The organism is Citricoccus alkalitolerans (genome assembly GCF_039528175.1).
GTDB classification, from domain to species: domain Bacteria; phylum Actinomycetota; class Actinomycetes; order Actinomycetales; family Micrococcaceae; genus Citricoccus; species Citricoccus alkalitolerans.
Genome location: NZ_BAAALH010000001.1, coordinates 410,741 through 433,855, shown reverse-complemented (window position 1 = coordinate 433,855; position 23,115 = coordinate 410,741). Strand labels below are relative to the sequence as shown.

Genomic DNA, 23,115 nt, shown 5'->3' with positions numbered 1-23,115 from the left:
CGCAGAGACCTCAGTCACCGGGGGCTTGAATGCGGTTGGACTCGATGCCGTGGCTCGTCAGGTCCAGCCAGATCTGCCGGTGCCCGTCGTGGGCGATGCAGTTCGTGTTGTTCTGAGTGGCGTTGCCGTTCGCGTCCACGGTGACGGAGTAGTCGCCGAAGGTGAAGACTCTCCCGGGTTTGTCCGTGGAGGAAGAGCCGATCGCCGTGCACGTGTAGTCGATCGTGGTGCCCGGATCGAAGTTGGAGAAGGTCTTGTCAGTCCGCCAGCAGTCCGTGTACTCGCCGGACTCACACTGGCCGAAACTGGCCGCGCTGCCTCCGCGCGAGATGCTGACGGAGGGAGCGGGGACCGCTGTGGAGGTACCCTTCTCGGTCACCGTCTCACACGTGGAGGTCCCGGTGACACAGACCCGAATGCTCATCGTGGAGGAGGTGGGCTCCCTGTCCCACTCCGTGGTGAACGAGCCGCTGTTGTCCACCTTCGCAGAGTTCACCGTCGGGGTGACGGTCACGGATCGTCCGTTGCCTATCGTCGAGGCGTTCGTCGGGCTCCAGGTGAACTTCACGCTGCCGACCTGGGGCGTGGCGCGGATCGTTGGCATGGTGAACGGTCCGTAGGCCACCTGAGTGGAGACGGTCCGCGACTCTCCGGCGCCGGCGGCATTCGTGGCGCGGACACTCAGTTGGTAGGTGGACCCGTTGGCCGGAACAGTGATGGTGGAGGACGTCGACGTCCCGAGGGACGCCCACCCGCTGCCGAGGGAGTACTGGTAAGAAACCGGCGAGCCGTTGCCCGCGGCCCCCGAGAAGGAGATCTCCAGTTCGCGGTTGGCTCCGGTGGGTGAGGTGGTCAGGCCGCTCACGGCACCGGGCAATCCGTAGGGGGTGACGGCCGCGGACCGTCCAGATGACGGGGAGGTGCCCTCGGCGTTCCGCGCGACCACGGAGAAGGTGTAGGCGGTGGACCGGTCCAGCCCGGACCAGTTCATCGACGTGGCACCCGCCGCAACCGGACGGGACTCACTCGAACCGCCGGAGTGCGCCGTCACCGTGTAACCCTGGAGGGCAGCACCGTTGTCATCCGCGGCAGACCAGGACAACCGGACCACGCCGCCGTCGACGGCGGAGGTGTCCCGGACCGCCGACGGGGTCCCGGGTGCGAAGGGCCTGCCGGCCGGTGTCGCTGACACTGACCAGCCGGACCACTCGGACGGTTCGTCGGCCTGATTCACTGCCTGGATGCGGATTTGGTAGTCCACGCCGTTGGTGAGTCCGTCCCAACTCAGGGACGCACCGGCCCCGGCCGAGCGCAGCCCAGCCCCGGGCGGTGCCGGGCTCAACTGCACCCGATAGTCCGTGATGGCCGAACCGCGGTTGACCGGCGGCGTCCACTGCACCGCGACGAGCCCGTCACCGGCGTCCACAGTGGGCGGGACCGGCTGCTCGGGACGTACGTCCGGAATGGCCGGCGCCGAGAGGCCCGAATCGTCCGATTCGCCCACGCTGTTGGTGGCCGTCACCGTGAAGCGGTGTTCCACGGCATTCTCCAGGTCGGTGATGGAACACGCGGTGGAGGAGCACTGCTGGGCAGAGCCGGTGGTCGTGTCCGTCACGGTGTAGCCGGTGATCGGATCGCCGTTGTCCGGCGGCGCGGCCCAGGACAGCTCGACCGTCTCGTCGTCCACCGACTCGATCCGCGGAACGCCGGGGGTGTCCGGACGGCCCTTGACGATCACGGTGATGTTGCCCTGGACCTCCCGGGTAGGGTCGGCCGTCAGATCCTGGATCGTGTAGGTCACCTGCATCCGGCCCGAGTAGTCCGGTCCCGGGGTGACGGTCACGGTGGAGCCGTCCGTCGCGGCGGTGCCCTCGCCCGTCACCACTTGGGCAGTGGTCACGGTCAGCGGTGCCTCTCCCTCGAACGGGTTGATGTCGTTCTCCAGCACGTTGACCGTGACGAGTTCACCGGACCGGGCCTCCCGGATCTCATCATCGAGGGCACGTGGGAGCTCCCGAGAGGTGCCCACCACGTCGACGGTGATCTCTGCGGTGACGGGCTCGGCCTCGCCGTCGGACACCGTGAACGCCACGGTGCCCGTCGTGCCCCGCTCAGCGTTGGAGGAGGGGGTCACCGTCAGCTCGGTCCCGTCGAGTTCGGCTGCGAACTCGCCGCTGATCTGACCGCGGGAGAAGGTCAGTTCATCCCCGTCGAGGTCCGTGGCCAGCGGGCTCAGGTCCAGGGTCACGGGGTCTCCGCCCTGCTCGATCTGCAACGAGCTGGACCGCACCGTCGGCGGATTGTTCTCGTCCGGACGCGGCTCGACGGTGATGGGGATGGACAGCGTGGACACCAGCCCGTTCGGGTCCGAGCCGTCCTCGCCATCCGTCACCGTCACGTTGACCGACGCTCCACCGGCGTAGTCGGCCGGGGCAGTGAACCGGACCTCGGTGGCCGATTCCACGGTGAACGCGGCGGACGCGGGGGTGGCGGACGCCGAGCTGTCATCAGTCAGCCGTGGCGTACGGCCGTCGCGGACACCGATGTGGTCCGTCAGGTCCACGCGGAGTTCCTCACCGGCCACCACACGCAGCGGTTCGGTGGTGGTCAGCCACGGCGCGCGGTGGTCATTGCCCGGCACCAGGACGAACGCCCGGCCCACTCCACCGTCCACGTCCGTCACCGTGTACATGATGACCTGTGCTGCAGACCGCACGGGGACGACCACGTTGGTGCCCTCCACCCGGGCACCGGCTGCCTGGGCGGCCTCATCAACGCCGAGTTCGAGTTCCTCCACGGCGCCGTCCGGATCCTCATCGTTGTCCAGGACCGAGACGGAGATCTGCTCCCGGCCGTCGATCTCCTCGACCCCGACGAGGTCGTCGCGGGCGATGGGCGGCATCAGCGGAGCTTCCTCATCCACGCGGATGGAGAGATTGGCCGTAGCGGTGGCGCCGGCAGGGTCGGCGATGGTGTAGCCGATGTTGAGGAAACCCTCGGTCTCCGGGGTGACCACGCGAACCCGTCCATCCACGATGTCCACCGGCACCTCAGGCTGGCTGGGGGCGAATCGATCCTTCACCAGGACCACCTGGTCGCCGTCCGGATCGGCGTCATTGGCTAGGACGTCCGTGGTGATGGTGCGCCCGGGTCGGACCTCGACCGAGTCGTCCAAGGCGACCGGCGGATGGTTCGTGCTCAGCGGCTGGGCGATCCCGATGGTCACGGTACCGGTGGCACGGGCCCCCAGCCGGTCCACGGTGGAGTAGGTGAAGACGTCGGAACCCGAGGCGGCGTTGGAGGCGGTGTAGATCATCCGGCCCTTCTCCATGCGCACGGATCCCAGGGAGGGCGGGGACTGCACGCCCTCCAGAGTGACGGAGTCACCGTCCGGGTCGATCCCATCCAACGGGATCGGCACCGCCACGGATTCTCCGGAGAGCACCCGGGCGGACACCGAGAGGGGCACCGGTGGGTTGTTTGACTCGCGGTCCATCGGCACCATGGTGATCTCCACGGTGGCCGAGGCCTCCTGTCCGTCCGGCGCCCGCACCGTGTAGGAGAGCGTGGCCCGCCCTGGCTCACTGCCGGCACGGAACCTGACCTTTCCGTCGGACACGAAACCAATCCCGCGACCCTCTGCGACCTGACGGTCGAGTTCGGGCACCAGGGTCAGCTCCTCCTGGTTGGGATGGGTGTCATTGGCCAGCACGTCGATGGTGACCACGTCACCGACGCGGACGTTCGCCGTATCCGCGACGGCGAAGGGCGGTTGCATGACCTCCGGTTCCGGCAGCGGTACCACCGTAACCTCGCCCTGCGAGGTGCCCTGGGCGTTCGACACTGAATAGGTGAAGGTCGCCGGGCCGGCCATGCCACCGGTGTCCACCACCCGGATGTGGTTGAAGTCCTCGACTGCCAGTTTCAACGGGGCCGGCGCCCCGGACGCGGTCGTGGCATCCTGGACCCCCTGCACCAACAGCACACCTCCGGTCGGGTCGGTGTCATTGCCTAAAACATTGACGAGGGTCTGGCCGCCCGCCGGTAACAGCGCGATGTCACGCACGGCCACCGGCAGACCGGAACTCTCCTCGCTCTCCACGACGTCCACCCGGATCAGCCCAGGAGCGGAGTCGTACTCATGCGCCGCCAGGTACTCGATGTAGTAGGTGTCAGCGACCTCCGAGGACCACTGCACTGATCCCCCGGCGGCCGAGTACTCGATCTCCGCATTCTCAGCATCAGCCACCTGGGCGAGGCGCAGTTGGCCGCCGAGGGGGTCGGTGTCGTTCTCGAGCGGGTAGAACGTGATCTCCTGCCCCGCCTGGACGGTGACGTGGTCCGCCTGGGTGATCGGCGGATGGACCGATCCGCGTTCGAGGACCTCGATCTGCACCGTGCCCGTGGTGGTCTCGCGCCCGTCGGACACGGAGACCTGGATGTCACGGCGTCCGGCCTCGCCGGTGTTGTCCTGGAACGTGAGTTGACCGTCCGGACGGGTACGGACGGTATCCGGCTCCTCGGCGAGGGCGCCCACGAGCTGGATGTCGTCACCATCCGGATCGATCCAGTCAGTCAGGACCTGGCTCGTCACCGCTTCTCCCGCCGGCACCCGGAGCACCGCCTTGCGTTCCTGCGTGGGCCCCCGGTTCTGACTGTCCGGCACCACCCTCAGGGAGATCTGGGCGGTGTCCGTGCCGCCGCGCCCGTCATGCGCCGCATAGGTCACCTCGGCCCGGCCGCTCGCGGATTCCGGGACGACGATCTGCATCCCGATGCCGTCCATGATCTCCTGCACGGTGCCCACGGAGGGCTGGTCGCCCTCGATGGAGGCTGTCAGGACGTCACCGTCAGGGTCGGAGTCATTGAACAGGACGGGCAATTGCGTGGTCCGCCCGGGGCGCACGCCAAAGCTGTCGTCCTCCGCCACCGGCGGTCTGTTCTCCTCCTGCCGCTCCGGCAGAGCGGTCTCCTGGGTGACCTCGTCGGATTCCTCCTCCGTCTCCTCGCCTTCCCCTTTGGGCGGTTCGAGGTCGTCCCAGTTGGCGACGACCTTCATCTGGTCCAGGACCATCCAGTTAGTCCCGGACGTCGTGTCGTTGAGCACCACGACGTCGCGGCTGACCCGGAAGACCAACTCCGCGCTGGACTGCAGATCCGGGACGGGGACGATCTGATCCTGTTCTTCACCGTCGCAGTCCTGCAGGTAGTGACCGGTGACGGCCGACGCGGCGTGAAGGCATCCGGCGGCCCGAACAGGAGCCGTGGCCGCCACACCGCCGCCGGCACCGGCAGGCGTGGTCGATCCAGCGGAGGGGTCCGTCGGTGGAGTGATGCTCATGGACCGGACCTCACCGCTGGACAGTCCCACGGTGAGCAGATCCCACTCCGTGGACAAGGCAATCCGGTCCGCCTCGGGGCCGGACGGCTGCGGCACCGCACCCACCAGGCGCTCATCCTGAACGGAGTGGCCGGGCCAGGACAGGGTGCCGGAAGCGGGATCCACCACCACGGGAACCTCACCCACGGCCACCATTTGTGGTTCCTGCATTCCGGCCAGCCCTTCGACGCCGTCCCGGCCGGTCTCCACCAGTGCGCCGGGTTGCTCGTCGCCGGCCCCGAAGCGAATCACGGTGCCTTGGCCGAGGTCAGCCACGAACACCTCACCCTCCACCGTCGTCGTCGACGTCACGGCCCCCTCGGCCTCGTACAGCGGTTCATCCGGTGAAATCTGTGGCGATGGGTCCACCGTCCCCGCGTAGACAGCCCCCTCCGAGGGGTTGCTGGCTGAGATAACGCCCGCTCCGAGCGCGAAGCCCTGGGCGGCCGGAAGCATGATCTGGTCGCCGGCGACCATGGACGTCGTGTCAATGGACGTCAAGGTGCCGGAGGCCGGATCCAGCATGAGGGCAGTGGCATCCGCCTGGTGGAGTTCGACGTCCTCCATCGGGGGCCGGAAACCACCGTCCAGGATGCTGGACTCGTGGTTCAGGTGGCCGACGTATCCCCCGCTGTTGTGGGTGACCCAGATCCCTGAATCATGCAGTTCGAGGTCAGCCGTGTCGAAACCGGGATAGAGGAAGGCTCCGGTGGCCACGAGGGCACCAATGGCTGAGAAGGCCACCGGGGTCGCCACAGACTTGATCTGCCTGCGCTTGTTCCCCATGAGTGCCCCGTCATCGGCAATGGATCCGCCCCACTACGAACCCAGGCCATCCTACCGTCCGGCTGGAGAGAGTCGAGCCCCCGGCACCCCCTGCGGGGGCCAGCGGGGATTCAGCCCCCGGCCGGCACGAACAACACCTGACCGGGCTGCAGATCGCCACCGTCGAGGTCATTCAGTGCGCCGATGCGCAGGATGGCCTCATTGCGGGGCGAGTCTGGAGCGGTGCGTCCGGCGATGTCCCACAGGGTGTCGCCGTAGTTAACCGTGATGGACTCGACGGCGGCCACCGGCTCGTCATCCGACGCAGCCGCCGGTGCCATCCCGTGCGCGCCGAAGAAGACAGCGGCCGCTGCGGCGAGGATCGCCAGGACAATGACGGGAAACCCCACGAAGAGGAAACGACCACGGCGGTTCAGGTGGAATCCGGCGGAGCCGGCTGCGCGGGTGTTGACCGATGCTGCAGTACTCATGCTCTTCTGCCTCTCCTCCCGGACCCCCGGGCCATCTAGAACGTGTGTTCGACTGCTTCGACATCATGTCTAGCACGCCTGTTCGAACCATGCCAAGAAAACTTCGAACATATCTTTGAATCAAGGCTGTGACTCCGGTACCGTCAGACCCAGCGACCCAGCACGAGACATCTCACCAAGACCGACGGACACGATAAGAACGGATGGTCGAATGGCCCCCCGGATTCCCCCTCCAGCCCAGGACCTGCACCGCGATCCCAGCGTCCGGCCCCTCACTGATCGTCAGCGGATCATCCTCGGATCCATCCGCTCTGCGATCGCCGCGCACGGTTATCCGCCGTCCATGCGGGAAATCGGGGACGCCGCGGGCCTGGCCTCGCTCTCATCGGTCACCCATCAACTGGGCCAGCTCGAGAAGCTGGGGTATCTCCGCAAGGATCCGGGCCGCCCGCGCGCCATGGAGGTGCTGTTGGACGAGAACGGCCGGGCCCTCGTGTCGGAGTCGGACGCCACGGCCCCCGAATCAGCCGCCACGCCGGTGGGGTCGGTGAGGACGCTGCACACGGGGGCCTCGGACGGTGATGCCGTACCGGTTCCGCTGGTGGGCAGGATCGCCGCCGGTGGGCCGATCCTCGCCGACCAGCAGGTCGAGGATGTCATGACACTGCCGCGCCAGCTGACCGGTGAGGGCGAGCTGTTCATGCTGAAGGTCTCCGGGGATTCCATGGTCGATGCCGCCATCTGCGACGGCGACTGGGTGGTCGTACGCCAGCAGAACAACGCACAGAATGGGGACATCGTCGCCGCTCTCCTGGACGACGAGGCCACGGTGAAGACCTTTCGGCAGCGAGATGGCCACACGTGGCTGCTACCGCAGAATTCTGCGTATGAGCCCATACTCGGCGATGCGGCGACGGTCATGGGTAAGGTCGTCACGGTACTCCGGGCGCTCTGAGCCCATGAACCATCGGCCTCTGCCGCCAGGCGTCCGCGTGGCGGATGCCGAGGAGTTCGTCTACACCCACGGGCGGTTGCTCGAACGCCGCCGGGTGGACCTGATGCTCCACGGCGGCGGCACTGAGGGTGTCCTGGCCGCCCTGGAGGCGTACCGCAATCCGGACGGGGGATTCGGTCATGGCCTTGAACCTGACGTTCGGTCACCGAAGAGTGAGGCGCTCTCCACGCTGACGGCCCTGGACCTCTTGGCCGGTTGGGATCTCGCCGAGCATCCCTGGGTGCGCTCTGGACTGGAATGGGTGGCCTCGACCTCCGGGCTAGACGGTTCCGTACCGTTCGTCACCGAGGCCTCCCTCGAGTGGCCCCATGCACCGTGGGTCCACCCGGTTCCGGGCGGTTCGCACCTCACGTATGGCTTCGCCGCCGCGGCCCTGCTGACGGGGTTCTCGGGCGGCTGGGCCGAGGCTGCCTCGGACTGGTGCCGCCTCCGACTGGCCCGGGCCTCGACTGTCGGTGACCTTCCCGCCTATGAGATCAAGTACGCCCTGAGGTTCCTTGCCGCGGACAGCCTTCCCCCGGAACCGGCCGACAGCTCGGTCCTGGCATCCCTCCGTGAACGGCTGTCTGCCGAGGGCTCGCTCCCCGTGGAGGGTGGCGCGGAGGACGAACGGATCCACGCGGTCGACCTGGTCCATGATCCGTGGACCGTTCCCTTCCCCTCCGACCTTCCCGGCAGGCTCGTTCCGGCAGCCGTGATGTCACGGGACCGACGGTGGCTGGCTTCCGCCCAGGACCCCGACGGCGGATGGTCCGTGGACTGGCCTGCCTGGAGCCCAGCCCCCGGCCTCGAATGGCGGGCTATTCGCACGGTCGACGCGCTAGAGATCCTGATCCGCTAGTCACCGGGACGGAGCCGTTCCAGCACGCCGCGGACCACCGAGGGATCGGCCGTGGGCCAGAAATCCGGCAGGGTCGAGCGCAGGAATGACCCATACCGTTCCGTCGCCAGCCTCGAGTCGAGGACAGCCACGACACCGCGGTCCGTCGCAGTCCTGATGAGCCGGCCGGCGCCCTGCGCCAGGCGGACTGCCGCATGGGAGGCGGAGACCGCCATGAAACCATTGCCGCCATGGCGGCTGATGTCCCTGGACCGCGCCGTGGAGAGAGGATCGTCTGGTCGCGGGAACGGGATGCGGTCGATGACCACCAGCCGGCAGGACTCGCCGGGCACGTCCACACCCTGCCACAGGCTCATGGTCCCGAACAGACAGGTGTCCTCCTCCGTGGCGAACTGCCGAACCAGGGCGGTCAGCGTGGTGTCCCCCTGGCACAGGATCGTGGGCTTCGGGCCGAGCCGGGTGCGCATCTCCGCTGCGGCATCCTCGGCGGCCCGCTTGGAGGAGAACAGGCACAGGGCACCGCCGCCGGACGCCCGCAGCAATGACTCCAGTTCGTCATAGCTCTCGGGGGCGGCGAACCGGCCTGGCTTCGGCAGGTGCCGGGCCACGTAGAGCACACCCTGCCTCGGGTAGTCGAAGGGACTTCCCACGTCCAGACCGGTCCAGGCCGGCGCACCCTCGCCCATCAGGCCGAGAGAGCCTGCCACCGGGTTGAACGATTCTCCGACGGCCAACGTGGCAGAGGTCAGCACGGCCGTGGCCTGACCGAAGAGGCCTTCGCGGAGTTTGCCGGCCACGGACAGCGGCGCCACGTAGAGCATCGGCGCCGCAGACTCGTCCCCGGGGATCCACCCGGTGCCGGGCTCGAAGTGGCCCGGACGGGAGGCCCAGAGCACCTCGGGGTGAGTGGTGTCCGGGGTCGTCTCCAGCATCCGCTCGGCCACGTCCAGGACGTCCTGCATCCGGGACCGGGCCATCTGACGTCCGCCGTCGGCCGAGGAGTCCGCGCCTCCCCCGCTCGGCTTGGAATCGCTCAGTCCCTGGCGGGCCGCATCGCGGACGGACTTGAGTGCGTTCTGCTGGACCTCGTCCGGCCCGCGCGGGATCAGGCCCGTGGGAGTGGCAGTGAAGGCGGCATCGAGGCCGATGCCGGCCTGTACCAGGTCCTCCACGGCGATGGCCGTGTGCTTGCGGGCCGAGGACGCCGCGGCCTGCACGATGGCCCCGGAGAGCTGGCCGGTGACCGCACCGGTCACGCGGTCCTGGAGCTCGTGGGCCTCGTCCACCACCACGGCCTCGAACTCGGGCAGGACGGCGAGCCCCTCGAAGGCGGCGATGGCGAGCATGGCGTGGTTGGTGACCACCACGTCCGCTTCCCCGGCATCCGCGCGTGCCCTCTCGGAGAAGCACTCGGCCGCCATCGGGCACTTCTGGGCGCCCAGACAGTCCACCGCGGACACGGAGACCTGGCGCCACGCGCGGTCGGTGACACCCGGGTCAAGGTCGTCCCGGTCCCCCGTGTCCGTCTCCTCGGACCATTCCCGCAGGCGTAGGACCTCGCGGCCCAGGGGACTGGTCGGTCCCCCGTCGGCCCCGGACAACATCTCGCCGTCGTCGGCCATGCCGAACAGGGTCTGACCGTCCTCCTCCGGGAAGCCGCCCTCCAGCTTGTGCTTGCACAGGTAGTTGGACCGTCCCTTGACCAGGGCGACGTTCATGGGACGGGGAAGCTCGTCCCGCAGGGCTTCCAGCAGCTTGGGCGCATCCCGGCGCATGATCTGGGATTGCAACGCCAGGGTGGCGGTGGCCACCACCACGGGATTCTCGGCCTCCAGGGCGTGCTGGAGCGCCGGCACCAGGTACGCCAGCGACTTCCCCGTGCCGGTGCCCGCCTGCACCAGCAGGTGCTGCCCGGTCTCCAGGGAGCGGGCGACCTCCACGACCATGCGCCGTTGCCCTTCGCGGCGTTGGCCCCCGGTGGCCGTGACGGCGGCATCCAGCAGGCGCAGGGCCTCCCGTTCGGCGTCAGTGCGGGGCTCGGCGGCGGGCTCCGCCACGGCAGCCGGCGGAGCCTGATCAACCGTCTCTGTCATGCTCCGGCGCGCTCCTGACCGTCCTCGGACCCCTCGGCGGCGAAACGGCGCAGGTCGTCGGCGATGTCCTCGCGGACCAGCACCCTCAGCCGCGTTCCCTCGGCCTCGTAGGTCTCCGAGATGATGTCCGCGTCCGGCGAGTGCAGGCGCGAGACCACGTCCCCGTCGGTGAACGGGATCAGCAGATCCAGGGCCACGTTCGGGCGCGGGATCGCGTCCGAGACAGCGCGCTCGAGTTCTTCGATCCCCTCCCCGGTCCTGGCGGAGACGACCACTGACCGCGGTTCCCTCTGGCGCAACCGGGCCACCACCACCGGGTCCGCGGCGTCGGCCTTGTTCAGCACAATGATCTCCGGGACCTGCCGGGCTTCCACTTCGGCCAGCACGGCTCGCACGGCGGCGATTTGCCCCTCGGGATCCGGGTGCGAGACGTCAACGACGTGCAGGATCACGTCAGCATCGGCCACCTCCTCCAGGGTGGAGCGGAAGGCCTCGACCAGCTGTGTCGGCAACGAACGGACGAAGCCGACCGTGTCCGAGAGCGTGTAGCCGATGCCGTCCGGGGTGACTGACTTACGCACGGTCGGATCCAGGGTGGCGAACAGTGCGTTCTCCACGAGGACGCCGGCATGCGTGAGGCGGTTGAGCAGGGAGGACTTGCCGGCGTTCGTGTACCCGGCGATCGCCACGGAAGGTACCCGATTGCGTCGCCGGTTGGCCCGCTTGGTCTCGCGCGCCGGCTTCATCGCGGCGATCTCCCGGCGCAGCTTGGCCATGCGGGTGCGGATACGGCGGCGATCCAGTTCGATCTTCGTCTCGCCGGGACCGCGGGAGCCGATGCCCTCACCGCCGGCGGCACGGCCACCGGCCTGGCGGGACATGGACTCACCCCAACCGCGCAGGCGCGGCAACAGATACTCGAGCTGCGCCAGCTCCACTTGGGCGCGGCCCTCACGGGACTGGGCGTGCTGGGCGAAGATGTCCAGGATCAGCGCCGTGCGGTCGATGACCTTGACGCGGACGATGTCCTCCAGGGCACGGCGCTGAGAGGGAGCCAGTTCCGAGTCCACGACGACGGTGTCCGCACCAGTCATCGCCACGATGCCGCGCAGCTCCTCGGCCTTGCCCTTGCCCAGGAAGGTGGCCGGATCCGGCAGGTGCCGGCGCTGGATCAGACCGTCCAGGACCTCGGACCCAGCGGTCTCGGCCAGGGCCGCGAGCTCGCGCAGGGAGTTCTCTGCGTCCTCCGCGGTCCCCTCGGACCAGAGTCCGGCGAGGACGACCCGTTCCAGGCGCAGCTGGCGGTATTCGACCTCGCTCATGTCCTCGAGCTCGGTGGACAGTCCGCTGACGCGCCGCAGGGCCTGACGTTCAGCCAGATCGAACTGCTCGCCGTCCGCCTCGGTGTGCCCGTCCCCGCCCTCGGACAGCGCGAGCGCTCGGCCCTGTTCGGAAGCGTTTTTGGCGGCACTGGCAGCATCAGCCGCGAGGATCCGGTCGATCACATCACGGATCTCGGACTCGTTCCCGTGCTGCTCGTTCGCGGGCTGGTCGTTCCCCTGCGGGGTGGTCTCGGTCATGGTCTCCTTGGAAGAGGTGTGGTCTCTAGGGTAGTCGCTGGCGGGGACGCCGAGGGTGTTCGGGTCGCCGCTGTGGATGGGGGTTCTCGGGGCCACCAGGGCCTCCTTCACGGGTCGTGCCGGCGTGGGGTCGGCGCGAGGAATCACGGCAGACCAGGACCCGGACAGTCGGGTCACGCAGGCTCAGGAAAAAGTGGGTGCCATCACGGACGGTGCCTCGACCCGCTGCACAGCGGGGAGGTCAGGGTCCGGAGCGTCGGTGCCACAAGGACACATCAGGCTCAACGCAGGTAAATCCACATGCCATCCAGTATAGGGGCGCTGTCAAGCAGAGGTAGCATCGGCCGTGATGGATTCCGCACACTACTTCTCCGCTGAGCCGGTCGGCCCCGAACAACGACGCCGGCTCAGCGTCACCTTGGCCGGCCGGGACGTCACCGTCGAGACGGCGGGCGGCATCTTCTCCCCCGACGCCCTGGACAAGGGCACCGCGGCGATGCTGCGGACGGTCCCGGACCCGCCGTCGTCGGGCTCCTTCCTGGACATCGGCACCGGATGGGGGCCTCTCACCCTCACGCTGGGGCTGTCCAGCCCCGGGGCCCAGATCACGGGGGTGGAGGTCAATGACCGGGCCGCGCAGCTGTGCCGGGACAATGCCGCCGCCCTCGGCCTGGAGAACGTCTCCGTCTACCGGCCGGACGAGGTCCCTGCCGGGCGGACCTTTGACCTGATCTGGTCCAATCCGCCGATCCGGGTGGGCAAGGAGGCACTGCACTCGATCCTGTTGCAGTGGCTGCCGCGGCTGGCTCCCGGAGGCCAGGCCCTGTTGGTGGTGCAGAAGAACCTCGGCGCCGATTCACTGCTGCCGTGGATGGCCGCGGCCCTGGACGAACGGTCCCCGGGGCAATTCACAGCGTCACGCTTCGGCACCGAGAAGGGCTTCCGGATCCTCCAGGTCCGCCGCATACTGACGGGATGACGAGGACTGGCAGAGGATGGGCGATAGGCACCGTGTTGGCCGCGGGGACACTCGCCCTGGTGGGGTGTCAGGAGAGTACCGAGGACGCGACGGCACCCAGATCAGCGGCGACCGTCCACGTTGACCCCACCGCATCCACCGTGGATTCTCTGTACACCCTCGCCGCGGACGACGCCTACGCCCCCTTCCTGGAATGGAAATCGGCCGACACCCTCGAGGTCACCACGTTCGGCAGTTCGACGGTCGACTGCTTTCCCCGCGTCATGGAACGCTCGCTCGATCCCGATGCGGCCTACCGTGTCACCATCAGCACCGAGGAGGGCTCACGGACGTGCACGGAGGATCTCGCGCCACAGACGTGGGAACTGCCGGTCCCCGACGGGCTCGGAGCGCAGGGTGTCATTCGAGTGCAGTTCCCGGACGACCCGTTGGCGGTGTACGAGTATCCGATGGGCGCTTCACGTCCGAGGTGACGGGCCGAGTGTCATCAAGCCACCGTTCCGTCGGAGACGAGTGTGGCGGGCCCGGACAGGATGACGCGTTCGGTGCCGTCGGCCTGGGGAATGAACTCGACACCCACAACGCCGCCCGGGACGCCGACCTCCCAAGTGAGGGCGTCACGGTCTCCGGCCCAGATGCGGACGGCCGTGGCAGCGGCGCAGGCCCCCGTGCCACAGGAGAGAGTCTCCCCGACTCCCCGCTCGTGGACGCGTAGGTCCAGTCGGCCGACGCCGTTCAGGAAGAGCGGGTCCGCTGCCACCACGAACTCCACATTGGTGCCGTTCGGCGGGAGCGGTTCCACGTTGGGCTGCCTCGCCAGGTCCAGATCCGCCAGATCCGCGTCCTCGGCCAGCGCGACGACAGTGTGCGGGTTGCCCATCGAGATACTCAGGGCCGGGCGGGGGTCAGCCAGCCCGGCGGCGAGCACCAGGGAGTCCGAGGCCCGCTCCTCGGCCAGTTCGGGGTCGATGTAGCTCCACGGACCCATGTCGGTCGAGTAGTGTTCCTCGCCGATCCGGGTGACCGTGCGGACGCCGGCGCGAGTGCCGATCCGGACCTGCTGCCCGATCTCCAAGTCCACCAGGCCGCGGGTGGCGAGATAGTGCACGAAGACGCGCACCCCGTTGCCGCACATCTCGGAGACGGAGCCGTCGGCATTGCGGTAGTCCATGAACCAGGTGGCCTCGGGGTGGTGCTCCAGCAGATCCCGCCCCTCGATGAGGTGCGTGGACTCGACCACGCGGATCAGCCCGTCGGCGCCAACTCCGAAGTGGCGGTCGCAGAGGGCCTCCACGTGGTCCGGCGCGAGTTCGGTCTCCCCGCTGAGGTCGGGGACGAGGATGAAGTCGTTTCCGGTGCCATGCCCCTTCGTGAAGGCCAGCCCGGCCAATTGGTCAAGGGCGGTCCGCAGGCGGTCGGGGTCCTGGGCTATCGGCAGGGTCATGACCCCAGTCTAGGTGGCGGCCTGCGGCCCCGTTGACCGGGCCAGGTGGCCCAGGACATCCTCGAGCAGGCCGGGGCGCGTGGGATCGAACCACGTGACGCGCGGATCCGCCCGGAACCAGGTGATCTGGCGGCGGGCGAAGCGGCGGGTCGCCGTGGCGGTGTCCTCGATGGCCCAAGACGTGTCCGCTTCACCGTCCAGGACGGCGAGGAACTGCGCGTAGCCGATCGCCCGGGAGGCCGTCCTGCCCTGCCGCAGTCCGAGGGCGTCCAGGGTCCGGACCTCGTCCAGCAGGCCGGCCGCGGCCATGGCGGCCACGCGGGCGTGCAGCCGCTCATGCAATCGGGGCCGGTCCAGGTCCAGTCCCACCTGCACCGTCGGCCGCAGGTAGGTCCGTTGGGGCATGAACGAGGCAAACGTGCGTCCGGTGAGCTCGAAGACCTCCAGGGCGCGTACCATCCGCCGGGCATCCCCCAGGCGTGCCGCGCTTTCCGGATCCACTGCTTGCAACCGGTTCCGCAGGCCCTCCAGGCCGATTCGCCGGCCCTCGGACTCGATCCGCGCCCGGATGTCCGCGTCTGTCGGGGGGAACTCCAGTTCGTCCAGTGCGGCCCGCACGTACAGCCCGGAGCCTCCGACGAGTACCGGCACGAGGCCCCGAGTCCGGATGTCGGCGATCACGGACCGTGCCTCGGACTGGAAACGAGCCACCGAGGCCTCCTCGGCCACGTCGAGCACGTCCAGCAGGTGGTGGGGTATCCCCCGCCGTTCAGAGATCGGGAGCTTGGCCGTGCCGATGTCCATGCCGCGGTAGAACTGCAGGGCGTCGCTGTTGACGATCTCCCCACCCAGCCGTTCGGCCAGGTCCAGGGCCAGTTCGGACTTCCCGGTGCCTGTGGGCCCGACGACGGCGACGATCGGCGCGCGGCCGGCGTCGGTCATGCGGGGCGCAGGGTGGGCATGCCCAGGCTGACGCCGGCAGAGCCGGCGACACCCGCGGCACCAGCCGCCCCCGCGCCGGGTGAGGGCGTACCGCAGGAGGCTGCCTGGGCGAGGTCCCAGGCGTCACCGGCGCGGGACCGGCGCAGGACGTAGCCCTCCGGATCGTCCGCTGTGGGGTCCGCGATCAGGAAGTAGGGGTGCGATTCCGTCACCGTCACCGTGACGACATCACCGGGCCGCGGGACCTCGGCACCCTCCGGGACACTGAAGTGCACGAGCCGGTTGTCCGGGGCACGGCCGGCCAGCCGGCCGGTCGCGGCGTCCTTGGAGCCGGAGTGGTTCGTCACCAGCAGTTCCTGTCGGGTGCCCACGAGCTTCGCCGTCTCTTCGGCGCTGATGCGGTCCTGCAGGGCGGTCAGGCGCTCGAAGCGTTCCTGGACGACCGCCTTGGGGACCTGGTTCTCCATCTCCCCGGCGGGGGTTCCCGGGCGGATGGAGTACTGGAAGGTGAAGGCCGAGGAGAAACGGGAAGCCTCCACCACGTCCAGGGTGTCCTGGAAGTCCTGCTCGGTCTCCCCCGGGAATCCGACGATGATGTCCGTGGTCACTGCGGCGTGCGGGATCCTCTCCCGGACCTTGTCCAGGATGCCGAGGAACTTCTTGGACCGATAGGAGCGGCGCATCTCCTTGAGGATCCGGTCCGAGCCGGACTGCAGCGGCATGTGCAACTGCGGCATGACGTTGGGTGTCTCGGCCATGGCATCGATGACGTCGTCGGTGAAGGAAGCCGGATGGGGACTGGTGAAGCGGACGCGTTCCAGTCCCTTGATCGAGCCGCAGGCGCGCAACAGCTTCGCGAAGGCACCGCGGTCGCCGAACTCGATGCCGTAGGTGTTCACGTTCTGGCCGAGCAGGGTCACCTCCACGGCGCCGGCATCCACGAGTGCCTGAACCTCGGCGAGGATCTCATCGGGACGGCGGTCCTTCTCCTTGCCGCGCAGGGCCGGGACGATGCAGAAGGTGCAGGTATTGTTGCAGCCCACCGAGATGGAGACCCACCCGGAGTAGGTGGAGTCCCGCTTGGTCGGCAGGGTGGAGGGGAAGGTCTCCAGCGATTCCAGGATCTCGAGCTCGGCCTGCTGGTTGTGGCGGGACCGCTCCAACAGGGTGGGAAGCGAACCGATGTTGTGGGTGCCGAACACAACGTCGACCCACGGGGCCTTGTCGATGATGGTCTTCTGGTCCTTCTGGGCCAGGCATCCGCCGACCGCGATCTGCATGCCGGGGTGGTTGTCCTTGACGGCGCGCAGGTTGCCGAGGTTCCCGTAGAGCTTGTTGTCCGCGTTCTCCCGGACGGCACAGGTGTTGAACACGACGAGATCGGGTTCCGTCGTCCCCTCGACGGGGGCGTAACCGGCGTCCTCCAGCAGGCCGGAGATGCGCTCGGAATCGTGCACGTTCATCTGGCAGCCGAAGGTGCGGACCTGGTACGTGCGCTCATCGAGACGGGGGGTGGAAGTCACCGCAGTATTCTAGTCGTCGTCCAGGGGGAAAGCATCCGCCTCGTCCTCAAGGCCACCCAGGACGTCTTTGACGATGCCCAAGGCCATGCCGGGCGGGTATCCCTTGCGGGCGAGCATGGCGGCCAGGCGCCGGACCGTCTTGTCCCGCTCCGCTCGGTCGTCGGCCGAGTCCCCGTGCGGGAGCTGACGCCCGCGGATCTTACGCTGGACGAGGTCGACGGCGGCCTCACGTTCGGCGTCCTCACTGATCGTCTCAAGGGCCTGTTCGGCGGCCTCCCCGGAGACGCCTTTCTGCTGGAGCTCCCGGCGCAGGGCACCGCGGGCGAGGCCTTTGGAGCGTTGCCTGGTGCGGACGAAGTTCTCCGCATAGGCGGTGTCATCCACGAGCCGGACATCCTCGAGGCGGTCCAGCACGGCGGCGGCCACGTCCTCGGGAACATCCCGCTCGGAGAGCTTCTCCTCCAACTGCTTCCGCGACTTCGGGGAGGCGGCGAGCTGGCGCAGCACGATGGTACGCGCCACCTCCGTGGCGGCCGGCTCCGGATCGTCCGCGAGATGCTCGGGGACGTCCGGTACCGCACGGAGGTGGCGACGAGTCATCAGGCCGGGGATTGACCCGAGACGGCGCGCAGCTGCGGCTCACCCGCGGACTCGTCCTCGGCAGACACGCCGATGCCGAGCTTCTCCAGGATGCGGGTCTCGATCTCGTCGGCGAGGTCTGGGTTGTCCTTGAGGAAGCGGCGGGAGTTCTCCTTGCCCTGGCCCAGCTGGTCGCCGTCATAGGTGTACCAGGCGCCGGACTTCTTCACGATGCCCTCGTCCACACCCATGTCGATCAGGGAGCCCGGGCGGGAGATGCCCTCACCGTAGATGATGTCGAACTCAGCCTGCTTGAAGGGCGGGGCCATCTTGTTCTTGACGATCTTGGCACGGGTGCGGTTGCCGACGGGGTTGCCGCCCTCTTTCAGAGTCTCGATCCGGCGCACGTCGATCCGGACAGAGGCGTAGAACTTCAGGGCCTTGCCGCCGGTGGTGGTCTCCGGGCTGCCGAAGAACACGCCGATCTTCTCACGCAACTGGTTGATGAAGATGGCGGTGGTCTTGCTCTGGGCCAGGCGGCCGGTGATCTTGCGCAGGGCCTGGGACATCAACCGGGCCTGCAGACCTACGTGGCTGTCACCCATCTCGCCCTCGATCTCGGCGCGGGGCACCAGCGCGGCCACCGAGTCGATGACGACGATGTCCAGCGAGCCGGAGCCGATCAGCATGTCCATGATCTCGAGGGCCTGCTCACCGGTGTCCGGCTGCGAGACCAACAGGGCGTCCGTGTCCACGCCGAGCTTCTTGGCGTATTCCGGGTCCAGGGCGTGCTCGGCGTCAATGAAGGCTGCGATGCCGCCATTGCGTTGTGCGTTGGCCACGGCGTGCAGGGCGACGGTGGTCTTACCAGAGGATTCCGGACCGTAGATCTCCACGACACGGCCGCGGGGCAGGCCGCCGATGCCGAGGGCGACGTCCAATCCGACGGAACCGGTGGGAATGACCTCCATCGGGACGCGGACCTCGTCCCCGAGACGCATCACGGATCCCTTGCCGTACTGCTTGTCGATCTGGGCCAGTGCGGCTTCCAGAGCCTTTTCGCGATCAGTGGCTGACGCCATGGTTCACCCCTACGTGTGCTGGTGGCGGGCGGCCTTCGAGCCGTTCCCCTGTACTGATGACGAACCTACTGGACCGCCCGGACAGGTTAGCGGAACGCCGCTGGTGCTGTGGATGACATGCCCGGGGCGTGCCGCGGTTCATGTCCTGTGGAGGAGCCTACCGCCGTTCGAAGATGTTTTCGAAGAGCCCGGTCTCGGCGTGTCCCCATAGCTCTCACGGCTCAGCCCTGGGCGCGGTCCCGCACCGGCAGGTCGCGTCCGAGGCGGCGTCCCTCGGGGACACCCTGAAGGTCGCAGACGTCGAGCCACACGCGCCGCGGGTCCTCGCCGGCGTCAAGGGCCCGGTCTGCGGTCTCCAGGAGGGACGGCAGCACGAGGGTCGCCGCGATCACGCCGGCATTGCCGGGGCCGAACTCATCGTCCATCAACCGGCGGAACTCACTGTGCTTCATCTCTGGACCTTCCCGTCTACTCACGGCAGCAGGACCGCAGTCCCGAGGGTCTGCGGTCCTGCGCTGCGGTCTTGGTCAGTGGCTGCCGGCGAGCTGGCCGAAGTCATCCGGGACCTCGTCCGGGATGCGGGCACCGAACTCCTCGGGAGCGAAACGGCTCTCGAGGTCCACGGGGACGGTGTCCGGGATGTGCACTCCCTCCTGGAGGGCGATGCGGTCCGAGACCTCGCGCAGCATCAGGGACATGGGGACGTTCAGGGCGCTGCAGATCGAGGACAGTAGCTCCGAGGAGGCTTCCTTCTGTCCGCGCTCGACCTCGGACAGGTAGCCGAGAGAGACCCGCGCATGGTGGGAGACCTCGCGGAGCGTGCGGCGCTGGCGCTGGCGGACGTCACGCAGGACGTCTCCGATTTCCTGGCGAAGGACTGGCACGGCGTGCTCCTTGGTCTCGAGGGAGTCGGTTGGGACGTTTTCCCCGGTTTCCAGCCAACGGGTGATGCCGTTGATGGTTACCGGATGCTTCATCATGTCTACTGTCTTCTCCTGAGTGGGTACTGGGAGTGGCCGTTCAGGCCAACTGGTGCGTACAACGGTGACCAGGCCGGTTTTTGTTCCCCGGCCGGCCGCCCATCATTGGATTCCCAGCCGATTCCCAGCTGACTGCGCGGCATGCTCCCAGCCTACCGACAACCCCGGACCCGGAGGCAAGCGCGCGGACACATCTCTCGCGTTCCGTGACGCAAATGTCATGTCCACCGGGTCAGACGCGCCTGAACCATCTGCAATCCCCGGCGGACCGTGCCCCGCCGGATCGCCTCGCGGTTTCCCTCAAGGCGCAACAGCACGGCCTCCGGCTCGGCGTGGCCCGGCATGCCGGCCAGCCCCACGTAGACCGTGCCCACCGGCTTGCCCTGATGGGCGTCCGGCCCGGCCACGCCGGTCGTGGAGATCCCGACGTCGGAGCCCGTCACGTGGCGGGCACCCTCGGCCATCTGCCGGGCCACCTCCGCGTCCACGGCGCCGACCCGGGCAAGCAGGCTCGGGTCCACGCCGAGCAACCGCTCCTTGACGTGGTTCTGGTACGCCACCACGCCGCCCTGCAGCGTCCCGGACGCCCCGGGCACCTCGGCCAGGGTGGCCGCCAGCAGTCCGGCGGTCAGGGATTCCGCGGTGGCGATCGTCAGATCCCGGTGGATCAACAATTGCACGACGGCGGCCGGCAGGTTCTCCGCATCGACCCATTCGGCCGGTTCCATCGGCTCGTCCCGTTTCACCCGGTCAGCCGGTTCAATCTCGGCTGGATTGGCTGGACTCGGCGGCGAGGGAGTCCCGACGCAGCCGCAGACCCTTGAGGACGTAGTCGGCTCCGGTGACGAGGGTGACCACGAGGGCGGCGGCCATCAGGATCCAACCGGCCCACAGCCACCAGTCCCCCAGCACCGGGCCGAGGGGGGCCAACAGCCACAGCAGGGCCGCGGCCTGGAGCACGGTCTTGAGCTTGCCGCCCCGGGAGGCTGGCATGACGCCGTGCTTCAGCACCATCAGGCGCATCAGCGTGATGCCCCACTCACGGACGAGGATCAACACGGTCACCCACCACCAGAGCTCTCCCAGCAGGGAGAGCACGATGAAGGCAGAACCGGTGAGGAGCTTGTCCGCGATGGGATCGGCGATCTTGCCGAAGCTGGTGACCAGTCCCCGGGACCGGGCGATGTCGCCATCCAGCTTGTCGGTGTAGATGGCCACGGCGAACAGGGCGAAGGCCACCCAGCGCAGGGCTGTCGAGTCCTCACCCGAAGGACCTCCGGCCACGAGGGTCCAGATGAAGAACGGGACCATGACAATCCTGACGGCCGTCAGGAGGTTGGGCAGGTTCCAGTTCTCACTCATGCGTGCAGTCTACGGATCTCACCGGCCGGTGAGGTGCCACGCGTCCTCGGAGCCTTCGCCGTCCTCGCCACCATCCTCGTCGTACCATTCGTCCGCCGCGGGGCGGGAGGCGAGATCGTCCGCCACCAGGTCACGGCCGTAGTCGGAAGCCTGCGGATCGGAGGCCTCCGCCGGCAGGGACCCGCGCACCAGTTCCTGGTCCGATGGTGCCTGGCCGGAGCGCTGAGGCATCTCCGGATACGCAGCGAGCGCCTGGTCGGTTCCGCGGGTGCCGCCGGTGCCGCCGACGTGATCGTCGCTGTCGATGCCGTCAGAGGTGCCCATCCCGTCCGCGTGCACCACATCCTCGGCGTAGGCCTCCGGCGCGTCCTCACTCGGGGCCGCGGCCGGCGGGCTGTCTCCGCGGATGGTGGCCAGCAGGTCGGCCAGGTCATCGGGCTTCACCAGCACGTCGCGGGCCTTGGAACCCTCCGAGGCGCCGACGACGCCACGGGACTCCATCAGGTCCATGAGTCGCCCGGCCTTGGCGAAACCGACGCGCAGCTTGCGCTGCAGCATGGAGGTGGAGCCGAACTGCGTGGTGACCACAAGCTCAGTGGCCTGCAGCAGCAGGTCCATGTCGTCCCCAATGTCCTCGTCGATGACCTTCTCGGTCTTCTCCGGGACCACGTCTTGACGGTACTGCGCGGTCATCTGGGTCTTGACGTGCTCCACGACCGCGTGGATCTCGGACTCGTTGACCCACGCGCCCTGGACGCGCATCGGCTTGGACTTGCCCATCGGCAGGAACAGGGCGTCACCCTGGCCGAGCAGCTTCTCGGCACCGGGCTGGTCCAGGACCACTCGGGAGTCCGTGACTGACGAGGTGGCGAAGGCCATCCGTGAGGGAACGTTGGCCTTGATGAGGCCGGTGACCACGTCCACCGACGGCCGCTGGGTGGCCAACACCAGGTGGATGCCGGCGGCGCGGGCGAGCTGGGTGATGCGGACGATCGCGTCCTCGACGTCCCGCGGGGCCACCATCATCAGGTCCGCGAGCTCGTCCACGATCACCAGCAGGTACGGATAGGGCTTGAGCACGCGCTTGGAGTCCGGCGGGAGGTTGACCTTGCCGGCGCGGATCGCCTTGTTGAAGTCGTCCACGTGCTTGTAGCCGAAGGCCGCCAGGTCGTCATAGCGCGTGTCCATCTCGCGCACGACCCACTGCAGGGCCTCCGCCGCCTTCTTCGGGCTCGTGATGATGGGGGTGACCAGATGTGGGACGCCCTCGTACGCGGTGAGCTCCACGCGCTTGGGGTCCACCATGACCATGCGGACCTCGTCCGGCGTGGACCGCATCAGGATCGAGGTGATCATCGAGTTCACGAATGAGGACTTGCCGGCACCGGTGGCACCGGCCACGAGCATGTGCGGCATCTTGGCGAGGTTGGCCATGACGAAACCCCCCTCGACGTCCTTGCCGACACCCATCACCATCGGATGGTCGGTCTTGCGTGCGGCGTTGGAGCGGAGCACGTCGCCCAGGGCGACGACCTCCTTGTCCGCGTTCGGGATCTCGATGCCGATGGCGGACTTGCCCGGGATCGGTGAGAGGATGCGCACATCCGAGGACGCCACGGCATACGAGATGTTCTTGGACAGGGCCGTGACCTTCTCCACCTTGGTGCCCGGCGCAAGCTCAATCTCGTAGCGGGTGACCGTGGGGCCGCGGGAGAACCCGGTGACCTCGGCGTCGACCTTGAACTGGTCCAGCGTGGAGGTCAGGGCGGCCACCACGGCATCATTGGCCTCGGTGCGGTCCTTGTGCGGCGGACCGGCTGGCAGCAGGGCCGAGTCAGGCAGGGTGTAGGTGATGTCCCCACCCAGGTGCAGCTGCTCCGAGCGTGCTGGCATGGGGGGCAGCTCGGCCGGCCGGGCCACCGGGCTCGCCTTCACGGCCGCTGCCGGTGCTGTTTCCGGCATCGCCGGCGGCACAGTGCCGATCGGTTCGGTCGCCGGACCGGCGGGGGCATCGGGGCCGACGCCGGCCGCCTCCTTGACACGGGCGATGGCCAGTTCC

At 68.4% G+C, this 23,115-nt stretch carries 18 protein-coding genes; 4 read left to right on the top strand and 14 right to left on the bottom strand.

Features of this window, described 5'->3' with window-relative positions:
- Positions 1-10: 10 nt before the first annotated feature.
- Entirely contained in the window at positions 11-6,166 is a 6,156-nt protein-coding gene (locus ABD134_RS01890) for an Ig-like domain-containing protein (protein WP_344226195.1), read from the bottom strand.
- Between the two features lie 110 nt (positions 6,167-6,276).
- Positions 6,277-6,636, bottom strand: coding sequence for a LysM peptidoglycan-binding domain-containing protein (locus ABD134_RS01885; protein WP_344226193.1), 360 nt, complete (start codon positions 6,634-6,636; stop codon positions 6,277-6,279).
- A 211-nt stretch (positions 6,637-6,847) separates the two neighbouring features.
- Here ABD134_RS01885 and lexA point away from each other — a divergent pair, with 211 nt between their 5' ends.
- Together lexA and ABD134_RS01875 are read left to right on the top strand one after the other, a co-directional pair.
- A complete protein-coding gene (gene lexA / locus ABD134_RS01880) occupies positions 6,848-7,591 on the top strand; it encodes a transcriptional repressor LexA (RefSeq protein WP_344226191.1) in 744 nt (247 codons plus the stop codon).
- Between the two features lie 4 nt (positions 7,592-7,595).
- On the top strand, positions 7,596-8,492 hold the full coding sequence (locus tag ABD134_RS01875) for a hypothetical protein (RefSeq protein WP_344226189.1): 897 nt from the start codon (positions 7,596-7,598) through the stop codon (positions 8,490-8,492).
- Here ABD134_RS01875 and ABD134_RS01870 read toward each other — a convergent pair.
- Both ABD134_RS01870 and hflX read right to left on the bottom strand, forming a co-directional pair.
- Entirely contained in the window at positions 8,489-10,585 is a 2,097-nt protein-coding gene (locus ABD134_RS01870; RefSeq protein ID WP_344226187.1) for an ATP-dependent DNA helicase, read from the bottom strand. The two genes, ABD134_RS01875 and ABD134_RS01870, sit on opposite strands and share 4 nt — an antisense overlap.
- Positions 10,582-12,165, bottom strand: coding sequence for a GTPase HflX (gene hflX / locus ABD134_RS01865; RefSeq protein ID WP_344227615.1), 1,584 nt, complete (start codon positions 12,163-12,165; stop codon positions 10,582-10,584). Before hflX ends, ABD134_RS01870 begins: the two co-directional genes overlap by 4 nt.
- A 349-nt stretch (positions 12,166-12,514) precedes the next feature.
- On the opposite strand from hflX, the gene ABD134_RS01860 reads away from it, so the two are divergent.
- Positions 12,515-13,144: a class I SAM-dependent methyltransferase gene (locus ABD134_RS01860; RefSeq protein ID WP_344226184.1), complete on the top strand. Its 630-nt coding sequence runs from the start codon at positions 12,515-12,517 to the stop codon at positions 13,142-13,144.
- Positions 13,145-13,284: 140 nt separating this feature from the next.
- The gene (locus ABD134_RS01855; protein ID WP_344226182.1) at positions 13,285-13,617 is read left to right on the top strand and encodes a hypothetical protein; all 333 of its coding nucleotides are present in this window, start codon (positions 13,285-13,287) and stop codon (positions 13,615-13,617) included.
- 14 nt (positions 13,618-13,631) lie between these two features.
- On the opposite strand, the gene dapF is transcribed toward ABD134_RS01855, so the two are convergent.
- The 10 genes from dapF to ABD134_RS01805 form a co-directional block, all read right to left on the bottom strand.
- Complete coding sequence (gene dapF / locus ABD134_RS01850; protein WP_344226180.1) at positions 13,632-14,588, bottom strand: diaminopimelate epimerase; 957 nt, start codon at positions 14,586-14,588, stop codon at positions 13,632-13,634.
- Between the two features lie 9 nt (positions 14,589-14,597).
- The gene (gene miaA, locus ABD134_RS01845; protein WP_344226178.1) at positions 14,598-15,530 is read right to left on the bottom strand and encodes a tRNA (adenosine(37)-N6)-dimethylallyltransferase MiaA; all 933 of its coding nucleotides are present in this window, start codon (positions 15,528-15,530) and stop codon (positions 14,598-14,600) included.
- Positions 15,527-17,053, bottom strand: a complete 1,527-nt coding sequence (gene miaB / locus ABD134_RS01840) for a tRNA (N6-isopentenyl adenosine(37)-C2)-methylthiotransferase MiaB (RefSeq protein WP_344226176.1) — start codon at positions 17,051-17,053, stop codon at positions 15,527-15,529. Before miaB ends, miaA begins: the two co-directional genes overlap by 4 nt.
- A gap of 9 nt (positions 17,054-17,062) precedes the next feature.
- Positions 17,063-17,653 carry a regulatory protein RecX gene (locus ABD134_RS01835; protein ID WP_344226174.1) on the bottom strand — a complete coding sequence of 197 codons (591 nt, stop codon included), beginning with the start codon at positions 17,651-17,653 and terminating at the stop codon, positions 17,063-17,065.
- Positions 17,653-18,714, bottom strand: a complete 1,062-nt coding sequence (recA, locus tag ABD134_RS01830; protein WP_344226172.1) for a recombinase RecA — start codon at positions 18,712-18,714, stop codon at positions 17,653-17,655. The genes ABD134_RS01835 and recA overlap by 1 nt, the downstream gene beginning before the upstream one ends.
- Positions 18,715-18,935: 221 nt before the next feature.
- On the bottom strand, positions 18,936-19,166 hold the full coding sequence (locus tag ABD134_RS01825; protein WP_344226170.1) for a DUF3046 domain-containing protein: 231 nt from the start codon (positions 19,164-19,166) through the stop codon (positions 18,936-18,938).
- Between the two features lie 75 nt (positions 19,167-19,241).
- Complete coding sequence (locus ABD134_RS01820; protein ID WP_344226168.1) at positions 19,242-19,694, bottom strand: helix-turn-helix domain-containing protein; 453 nt, start codon at positions 19,692-19,694, stop codon at positions 19,242-19,244.
- Between the two features lie 218 nt (positions 19,695-19,912).
- Positions 19,913-20,422 carry a CinA family protein gene (locus ABD134_RS01815; RefSeq protein WP_378108483.1) on the bottom strand — a complete coding sequence of 170 codons (510 nt, stop codon included), beginning with the start codon at positions 20,420-20,422 and terminating at the stop codon, positions 19,913-19,915.
- Positions 20,423-20,453: 31 nt separating this feature from the next.
- Positions 20,454-21,056 (bottom strand): CDP-diacylglycerol--glycerol-3-phosphate 3-phosphatidyltransferase, encoded by a 603-nt coding sequence (gene pgsA, locus ABD134_RS01810; RefSeq protein ID WP_344226163.1) that lies wholly within the window; start codon positions 21,054-21,056, stop codon positions 20,454-20,456.
- An 18-nt stretch (positions 21,057-21,074) separates the two neighbouring features.
- On the bottom strand, positions 21,075-23,115 hold a 2,041-nt coding region (locus ABD134_RS01805; protein WP_344226161.1), incomplete at its 5' end, for a DNA translocase FtsK.

Excerpts from the sequence above, each read along its gene's own strand:
- ABD134_RS01820 (WP_344226168.1), bottom strand. The coding sequence starts at position 19,694 with ATGATGAAGCATCCGGTAACCATCAACGGCATCACCCGTTGGCTGGAA.
- ABD134_RS01885 (WP_344226193.1), bottom strand. The coding sequence starts at position 6,636 with ATGAGTACTGCAGCATCGGTCAACACCCGCGCAGCCGGCTCCGCCGGA.
- pgsA (WP_344226163.1), bottom strand. The coding sequence starts at position 21,056 with ATGAGTGAGAACTGGAACCTGCCCAACCTCCTGACGGCCGTCAGGATT.
- ABD134_RS01860 (WP_344226184.1), top strand. The coding sequence starts at position 12,515 with ATGGATTCCGCACACTACTTCTCCGCTGAGCCGGTCGGCCCCGAACAA.
- recA (WP_344226172.1), bottom strand. The coding sequence starts at position 18,714 with ATGGCGTCAGCCACTGATCGCGAAAAGGCTCTGGAAGCCGCACTGGCC.
- ABD134_RS01815 (WP_378108483.1), bottom strand. The coding sequence starts at position 20,422 with ATGGAACCGGCCGAATGGGTCGATGCGGAGAACCTGCCGGCCGCCGTC.
- ABD134_RS01835 (WP_344226174.1), bottom strand. The coding sequence starts at position 17,653 with ATGACTCGTCGCCACCTCCGTGCGGTACCGGACGTCCCCGAGCATCTC.
- lexA (WP_344226191.1), top strand. The coding sequence starts at position 6,848 with ATGGCCCCCCGGATTCCCCCTCCAGCCCAGGACCTGCACCGCGATCCC.
- dapF (WP_344226180.1), bottom strand. The coding sequence starts at position 14,588 with ATGACCCTGCCGATAGCCCAGGACCCCGACCGCCTGCGGACCGCCCTT.
- ABD134_RS01870 (WP_344226187.1), bottom strand. The coding sequence starts at position 10,585 with ATGACAGAGACGGTTGATCAGGCTCCGCCGGCTGCCGTGGCGGAGCCC.
- ABD134_RS01875 (WP_344226189.1), top strand. The coding sequence starts at position 7,596 with ATGAACCATCGGCCTCTGCCGCCAGGCGTCCGCGTGGCGGATGCCGAG.
- ABD134_RS01890 (WP_344226195.1), bottom strand. The coding sequence starts at position 6,166 with ATGGGGAACAAGCGCAGGCAGATCAAGTCTGTGGCGACCCCGGTGGCC.
- hflX (WP_344227615.1), bottom strand. The coding sequence starts at position 12,165 with ATGACCGAGACCACCCCGCAGGGGAACGACCAGCCCGCGAACGAGCAG.
- miaA (WP_344226178.1), bottom strand. The coding sequence starts at position 15,530 with ATGACCGACGCCGGCCGCGCGCCGATCGTCGCCGTCGTCGGGCCCACA.
- ABD134_RS01825 (WP_344226170.1), bottom strand. The coding sequence starts at position 19,166 with ATGAAGCACAGTGAGTTCCGCCGGTTGATGGACGATGAGTTCGGCCCC.